The 7,799-nt window shown below is 47.1% G+C and carries 10 protein-coding genes; 9 read left to right on the top strand and 1 reads right to left on the bottom strand.

The window, feature by feature from the left end:
- The 8 genes from C8R30_RS15965 to C8R30_RS12355 form a co-directional block, all read left to right on the top strand.
- Positions 1–297, top strand: a 297-nt coding sequence (locus C8R30_RS15965; RefSeq protein ID WP_219908877.1) for a putative transposase, incomplete at its 5' end; no start/stop codon positions are given.
- Positions 298–352: 55 nt separating this feature from the next.
- A complete protein-coding gene (locus tag C8R30_RS12385; protein WP_276527290.1) occupies positions 353–700 on the top strand; it encodes an N-6 DNA methylase in 348 nt (115 codons plus the stop codon).
- Complete coding sequence (locus tag C8R30_RS16210) at positions 660–950, top strand: hypothetical protein (protein ID WP_219908876.1); 291 nt, start codon at positions 660–662, stop codon at positions 948–950. Before C8R30_RS12385 ends, C8R30_RS16210 begins: the two co-directional genes overlap by 41 nt.
- A gap of 310 nt (positions 951–1,260) precedes the next feature.
- Complete coding sequence (locus tag C8R30_RS12375) at positions 1,261–2,490, top strand: TIGR04063 family PEP-CTERM/XrtA system glycosyltransferase (RefSeq protein WP_107790236.1); 1,230 nt, start codon at positions 1,261–1,263, stop codon at positions 2,488–2,490.
- Complete coding sequence (locus tag C8R30_RS12370; RefSeq protein WP_258192036.1) at positions 2,477–3,574, top strand: glycosyltransferase family 4 protein; 1,098 nt, start codon at positions 2,477–2,479, stop codon at positions 3,572–3,574. Before C8R30_RS12375 ends, C8R30_RS12370 begins: the two co-directional genes overlap by 14 nt.
- 4 nt (positions 3,575–3,578) lie before the next feature.
- The gene (locus C8R30_RS12365; protein ID WP_107790234.1) at positions 3,579–4,961 is read left to right on the top strand and encodes a phenylacetate--CoA ligase family protein; all 1,383 of its coding nucleotides are present in this window, start codon (positions 3,579–3,581) and stop codon (positions 4,959–4,961) included.
- Positions 4,962–5,008: 47 nt separating this feature from the next.
- A complete protein-coding gene (locus C8R30_RS12360) occupies positions 5,009–5,902 on the top strand; it encodes an alpha/beta fold hydrolase (RefSeq protein WP_090666307.1) in 894 nt (297 codons plus the stop codon).
- 205 nt (positions 5,903–6,107) lie between these two features.
- Entirely contained in the window at positions 6,108–6,392 is a 285-nt protein-coding gene (locus C8R30_RS12355) for a helix-turn-helix domain-containing protein (RefSeq protein ID WP_090666309.1), read from the top strand.
- 50 nt (positions 6,393–6,442) lie between these two features.
- Here the strand turns inward: C8R30_RS12355 and C8R30_RS12350 are convergent, their stop codons facing one another.
- Positions 6,443–7,246, bottom strand: coding sequence for a radical SAM protein (locus tag C8R30_RS12350; protein ID WP_090666311.1), 804 nt, complete (start codon positions 7,244–7,246; stop codon positions 6,443–6,445).
- A 73-nt stretch (positions 7,247–7,319) separates the two neighbouring features.
- On the opposite strand from C8R30_RS12350, the gene queD reads away from it, so the two are divergent.
- On the top strand, positions 7,320–7,787 hold the full coding sequence (gene queD / locus C8R30_RS12345; RefSeq protein WP_090666402.1) for a 6-carboxytetrahydropterin synthase QueD: 468 nt from the start codon (positions 7,320–7,322) through the stop codon (positions 7,785–7,787).
- Positions 7,788–7,799: the final 12 nt, after the last annotated feature.

Raw genomic sequence — 7,799 nt, 5'->3', positions numbered from 1 at the left:
CACTTCCTCGACACCATTAAAATCATCGCTTACCGCGCCGAGTCGGCAATGGTTAACATTGTCCGTGAATTCCTACCCAAACCCGATCAGGCTCGAGCGTTTTTGCGCGCCTTATACGCCACCGAAGCCGACCTCTTGCCCGACTACCTCAACAAAACCTTGACCGTCCGTTTGCACCACAGCGCACGTGCACATACTGATGAGGTCATCGCTAAGCTCTGCGAGGAGCTCAATGCTACTGAAACCTTCTTTCCTCGATCAGAATTTCGTCTGATCTTTAAATTGGGGTCATCTTAAAATCGCTGGGATCAGGTGGTCTGTCCTTAAACAGAATGGCCGGGCTGCGGTGGTCGTGCCGGATAACGTGTTGTTCGAGGATGGGGCGGGTGAGGCTATCCGCCGCAAACTGCTGCATGAATGCGATGTGCATACTTTGCTGCGGTTGCCGACGGGCTTGTTTTATGCTCAAGGCGTGAAGGCCAATGTGTTGTTCTTCGACAAGAAGCCCGCATCTGAAACGCCGTGGACCAAGCAGCTATGGATCTATGACCTGCGCACCAATATGCATTTTACCCTCAAAACAAACCCGTTGAAGAGAGCGAATCTGGATGAGTTCGTGAAATGCTACCAGCCTGGAACAGGCATAACCGTACATCCACATGGCACCCAGAAATGGATTCCAGCGCGGAGTCCGGAATGACGGGGAAAGGGAAGGAGAAAGGCAGCGCCCTTCACCCCAACCCTCTCCCAAATGGAGAGGGGAGAGGGGAGAGGGGATAGGCGGTCGCTGGCGTGCCTTTGATTATGAGGAACTGATCAAGCGCGACAAGATCAGCCTGGATATTTTCTGGCTGAAAGATGAATCGTTGTCGGATTCCGATAATTTGCCCGCCCCGTACGTGATAGCGCAGGAGATTGTTGACGGTCTGGAAGTAGTAGCACTGGAGTAGTTTCGTGAGCTTCTCTGCGATACTGAATATCGATCAAGTCGTAAGACATGAAGAGGGGGTAGCATAATACTTGAAGCAGGCAGAAAAATACCATTGTTCTGATAAACGATTCAAACGCTACGCTTTATCATTCTGAACGATGATTGGTGGTGTCCGTTATTATCAATGGAGGAAAGCGGCCAGGTTTGCTATTCTTCGGATAAAAAGCGGGTCATTCAATTTTTCATTTTAATCGCATACCGAATACCGCAAAGAATGATAATACATAGCCTAAAACCGTTCACAATTTCTGACCGCTTCAAGTAATCACATGCGAATACTGCACATACTGGATCATTCTATACCGTTGCATAGCGGCTACACTTTCCGGACGCTGTCTATCCTGAAGGCACAACGCGCACGCGGCTGGGAAACATTTCATCTGACGGGCGCCAAGCAGGGTGCAACGCATCAGCTCGAAGAGACGATCGATGGTTGGCATTTTTACCGGACACCAGCGGGTAGCGGCTTGTTCGGCAGGTTGCCGATATTGAATCAGCTTTCGGTTATTCAGAGCTTGTCTCGGCGGTTGAATGAAGTTATCGGCACTGTCAAGCCCGATATTTTGCATGCCCATTCACCTGTATTGAATGCAATGGCAACGTTGCAAGCCGGACGGCGCTTCAACCTGCCTGTCGTGTACGAAGTTAGAGCTTTTTGGGAAGACGCCGCGGTCGATCACGGCACCAGCCGCGAGTGGGGGTTACGCTATCGTTTGACACGGGCACTGGAAAGTTATGCTTTGCGTCGCGCCGATGCCGTGACCACGATTTGTGATGGGCTGCGCAATGACATCGTGGGCAGGGGGTTGCCTGCTGAAAAAATCACCACTATCCCGAATGCGGTCGATATCGAGACGTTTTCGGTCGGTAAAGAAGCTGATGATACGCTTAAAAATCAACTTGGACTCGGTGGCAAGCGTGTCATTGGATTCATTGGTTCATTTTATGCCTACGAAGGCCTTGAAGTTTTATTGCGCGCTTTTCCTATGATGCGAGCGAAACATCCCGATCTGTGCGTGCTATTGGTGGGAGGAGGGCCACAAGACGCATTCTTGCGGCAGCTTGCCGTTGAGCTCGGAATTCGGGACAACGTAGTTTTTACTGGCCGTGTGCCTCACGATCAGGTCAAGCGCTATTATGATCTGATCGATATATTGGTTTACCCGCGTCTTTCCATGCGATTGACCGAACTGGTCACGCCACTCAAACCACTGGAAGCAATGGCACAGGGCAGGGTATTGGTGGCATCCGATGTCGGTGGGCATTTGGAGCTGATACGCGATGGTGAAACCGGCCTATTATTCAGGGCAGGTAATACGCAGTCGCTTGCCGACAAGGTTGACGAGTTGTTGAACGCTCCCCAGCGATGGCCAGGTTTGCGGCAGGCTGGGCGTCATTTTGTGGAAACAGAACGCAATTGGCGCGTCAGTGTGGCGAGATATGAACCGATCTATAAACAACTCATCGCCGGGCGGAGAAAGTCGATTGAAGACCACTGAGCTGCGTATCGGATTAGTCGGCCCCATGCCTCCACCGTCGGGAGGAATGGCGAATCAAACCGAACAGCTTGCGCGACTGCTACGACAGGAAGGGGTCAATGTCGATCTCATCCAAGTCAACCCGCCCTATTATCCAACGTGGGCAGGCAAGATCAAGGGGGTACGCGCACTGTTCCGCCTGCTACCTTATTTATACCGTTTGTGGCGTGCAGCGAATACCGTGCAGTTATTCCATGTGATGGCCAATTCGGGCTGGTCTTGGTATCTGTTTGCCACACCGGCTATCTGGATTGCGCGCATCAAAAAGAAGCCGGTAGTCATCAACTATCGGGGCGGAGAGGCGGATACATTTTTTGAAAAATCATTTTTCTGGGTAAAACCTAGCCTGGCGATGGCCGATGCCATTGTCGTTCCTTCGGGCTTTCTTGAAGCAGTATTCAGGAAAAGAGGCATTGCCACGTTGATCGTACCCAACATCATTAATCTCGATCGATTTTCGAAGCAAGCAAATAGGCGTCAGGGTATTGAGAAAACTCCCCATGTCATTCTGACGCGCAACTTAGAACCAATCTATGATAATGCGACTGCAATACGAGCATTTGATCTGGTTAGAAAAACTATTCCAGGGGCAAGGCTGACCATTGCAGGTTCTGGGCCGGAACGCACGGCGCTTGGCAGGTTAGTCGAAGAGCTAGGGATCCAGGATGCAGTCACGTTCGCGGGTCGAATCGATAATGAAGCGATTGCCGAGCTTTATCATCGAGCAGACATCATGGTCAATCCAAGTTTAGTCGACAATATGCCCATTTCAATTCTGGAAGCGCTCGCCTGCGGTGTCCCGGTTGTGAGTACCGACGTGGGGGGTATTCCTCATCTCGTTACCCATGAGAAAACGGCATTGCTGGTGCCTCCGCAAGATCCTGTAGCAATGTCAAACGCGATGCTTTCTTTGCTCAATGATCGCGATAAAGCAAAGCAAATAGCTGAAGCAGGTATGCTAACTGTACAACAGTACACTTGGCCGAATGTCAGGAATCGGTTATTAAGTGTATATGAATACATTCTTGCAAAAAGCATGAGGTAAATAAATGGGCTCTCATACCACGCTCACGCGCAAAAAAGGGGTTTATACATCATTGGTGTCAGGTTTATTGTTTCCTATTCATGAATATCTCAAGCGGCATGGGAGCGTCTCTGTTCGGAAACAGCTGGAAAAAACACAATGGTGGTCTAGAGCGCAAATCGAGCAACTGCAGTTGGACCGGCTACAACGATTGTTGAGCCATGCGCAGGCGCATGTCCCTTATTATCGGACATTGTTTGCCGAAATAGATTTCAAACCCACCGCAATCAAAGCGATGGCTGATTTGCAAAAGCTGCCACTGCTGGATAAAGCGAAAATTCGTAACCATATCGATGCGTTGAAATCAGAAAATGCCTATAAGCTCGCCCGCTTTAATACGGGGGGCTCGAGTGGCGAGCCCTTGATATTTTACATAGGTAATGAGCGCGTCAGTCATGACGTGGCAGCCAAATGGCGGGCTACTCGCTGGTGGGGTGTAGATATCGGTGATCCGGAGATTGTCGTGTGGGGTTCACCGATCGAACTTGGCACTCAAGATAGCCTTCGTGCGCTGCGAGATCGCTTGTTTCGCAGCAAACTGCTCCCTGCATTCGAAATGTCAGAACAGAAGCTAACTCTATTTCTGCAAGAAATACGATCCCATCGCCCCAGAATACTGTTCGGGTACCCTTCTGCGTTATCCCATATCGCACATCATGCCGACAAGGTAGGCATGCGTATGGATGATTTAGGAATTCAGGTTGCGTTCGTTACCTCAGAACGGCTTTACGACGAGCAACGTCAGCAAATCAGCAAAACTTTTGGGTGCGCTGTCGCGAATGGTTATGGTGGCCGAGATGCGGGTTTTATCGCGCATGAATGCCCAGCAGGCAATATGCATATCACTGCCGAAGATATTATCGTCGAAATTGTCGATCGCGATGGTGCTGTCTTGCCGATGGGTGAATCTGGAGAAATCGTCATCACTCACCTCGCCAGCGGTGATTTCCCATTTATCCGCTATCGAACGGGTGATATCGGCAGGCTTGATAACGAATCATGTGAGTGTGGACGAGGCCTTCCTTTGCTTAAAGAGATTCAAGGGCGTACGACCGATTTTGTGGTGGCACAGGATGGGACTGTGATGCATGGCTTAGCCTTGATTTATATCCTCAGGAATTTGCCACAAATCAGTGCATTCAAAATTCTTCAAGAAAGCTTGGATCTAACCCGTGTTTGGATCGTCAGCGAGAACACCCTTGATTCAACGATCAGCGAAATGATAAAGCATGAATTTCAAGCAAGGCTAGGAAAAGCGGTGAATATCGTAATCGAACAAGTCGCCGATATTCCAGTCGAGCGGTCTGGCAAATTCCGCTATGTCGTAAGCAAAGTTACTCCAAGCTGATTGGCAAAATTAGGGTATAGATAGATCAATAATAAAGAAGAAAAATTATGATGCGAATATGCCGTGTTCCTGTCCTCGCTTCAACAAATGTTGATAGGCCATTTGCTGAGCGTTATATCGCTTATACAGATTGGGGAAGTCTGGATAATCCCCATGTCGTGATTTGTGTTCATGGATTAACCAGGAATTGTCGTGATTTCGATTTTCTTGCAGCAGCGCTTGAAGACAACTTTAGAGTTATCTGTGTTGATGTTGTTGGACGCGGGCTGAGTAGCTGGCTAACGAATGCAGAAAATTATAACCAGCATTCCCTCTATTTATCTGATGCTATGCTGCTTATACAGCATATTTGCAACCAGTATCAGAATAACGTTCATTTATACTGGGTAGGTGTTTCTATGGGCGGGCTGATCGGGATGGCTTTGGCAAGTCAGGCGGGATTACCCGCATCTATAAAAGCACTTGTCATGAGCGATATTGGCCCGTTTATTCCCGCTAACGCCTTTGCCCGTTTGGGTGCCTATGTAGGAAAAGATCCGCGTTTCACTGATTTTGATGAATTCAAGGCTTACTTAAAGACAATATCAGCACCCTTTGGCCCTTTAACAGAAAAAGAATGGCACCATCTAGCCATCCATAGCGCGCGTAAATTCAGTGACGGCACCTATGGTTTTAACTACGACCCAAGCGTCTCAATCAGCTTTCAAAAATATGGCGCACAAGATCTCGATCTATGGAATTACTGGGACCCATTGTGTACGCCAACTTTAGTCATCAGAGGCCTGGAATCGGATGTTCTAATGGATGATACGTCAGAGGCGATGAAAATTCGCGGCCCCAAAGCGAATATCATTGATTTACCGAATGTAGGTCATGCGCCTATGCTCATCAATCGAGAACAAATCGCAATGGTTAAAAATTTTCTTCTGGAATTAAAGTGATTAGCATAAATGCAAATCACTTTAATTCCTTAATATGTTTAATTTAATTAAAGAAATACGCCTTAAAACAGTTATTGATAGATCGATCACCCATTCAATGATTTTATTACACTGTTATTGTTCGCGTATCCGGCGGGATTGGGAACGAAAAAACGATTTCCCAGTCTATTATTTATAAATTTTATGACATTTGAAAAAAGACAGCATGAAACTTTTTAAGAAAATACCCAACCCAAGAGAGATCAGACAAAAACTCGGTCTGAATCAGCAAGATTTCTGGAGTAAAGTCGGCGTAACTCAAAGCGGCGGTTCTCGGTACGAAAGCGGCCGTGAAATGCCGAAAGCTGTTAGAGAGTTGGTCCGTCTGGTTCATATTGACCGTATCGATTTAACTAAAATCAAACGGGATGATCTGATCGTCGCGGCGATGCTAAAAGCCCAATACCCTGATTTGTATAAAAGCTTAAAAAAATCAGCAAAACTAAAATAGCTTGGTTTAGCTATTGACTACGATTGAAATTGGCGAGTTTTGAGATTATTTTAAGGGTGGATTCTCACTTCAAGACCAAGCTTCTTGATTCGGGCTGCATATGATTCCATCCATTCCATTGATACTTTGGAGAGCCGGGGTGCTTCAGGCTGTAAAGAAGGGCGTGCCAACCCATAAAGTAATATGCCGGATATCGCGATACCTTCTTGTCGCAAGCAGTCTAGAAACTTGAGATAAGCATTCGTTTCCGCCTCAGAGGGCGGCATACCATCAGTTTCAAAGACACAAGTTTGTAGCCAGGTAGGGCACAATGATACGGCAAGCTTAATATTGCTGAACACTTTCTTCAAGCTCATTCGAGTATTGTTGATACGCTTGCGGCCATCTTCCGTTACGCTATCTAATTTAAACCATACTTCTCCATTCAGATTTGCCATGAGCTTTAACCCTTTTTGAACGTAAGTTCGGTCAATCAAGCTGCCATTAGTTATGAGCACTAGCTTTAGTTCTTTGGGTAAAGAGAGATCATGCGTGATTTGCCCAATCAGCTCGATCACCTTGTCAAACTCTTTTGCGCTGGTAGGTTCACCATTACCAGACAATGCGATATCGTTGATGCGGCGTGCTTCGGCGGGTACCTTTTCTAACATGAAGCGTCCGTGAAGTAATTCATGCAGAAAGGTGCGTAATTCATGCTCAAGTAGTGCTAAATCGATAGCAGGCGCTGATCCGCGCTTAAGATCTGGAACTTGGCAATAAATACATCGCCAGTTACAAGCATTATTCGGATTCAGATTGATGCCAACAGAAACCCCCGAAGCTCGACGTGAAATGACAGGGTAAACGTAGGTCATTTTCGCGCTGTCGCGACTATGGTCTGAAGTGGATAATAGTGTAGGGATGGTTTGCAATGATATAATTCGCCAAATGTTGATCACTCGTAGATTAGAGTTCGATGCGGGGCATCGGATCTCGACTCATAATAGCCAATGCCGTCATCTGCATGGACATCGCTATGTAATAGAAATTTCCCTGTCAGGCAATATTATCTCTGACGAAGGTGTACCCGAGCAAGGTATGGTACTCGATTTCTCTGCCATTAAACGGATTGCTAAGGAAATCATAGTTGATAAATGGGATCATGCATTTTTGGTCTATGCAGGTGATAAACCCGTCGTTGATTTTCTCCAATCGATTGAAGGCCACAAAACGGTTATTTTCGATAGTCAACCTACTGCGGAGAATCTCGCAGTTAAAGCTTTCCAACTATTGGATCGAGCATTCGAAGCAGCTTATGGTAGTCGGCTTAGATTAGAACAAGTGCGGTTATATGAAACGCCTAATTGCTGGGCTGATGCAAAAAGAGAAAAAATTGACCTTACCAATAATTCATAGTTTTTTAAAGCG

It is taken from the genome of Nitrosomonas nitrosa, from assembly GCF_003051105.1.
GTDB classification, from domain to species: domain Bacteria; phylum Pseudomonadota; class Gammaproteobacteria; order Burkholderiales; family Nitrosomonadaceae; genus Nitrosomonas; species Nitrosomonas nitrosa.
This window is presented reverse-complemented; position numbering and strand designations above follow the sequence as displayed.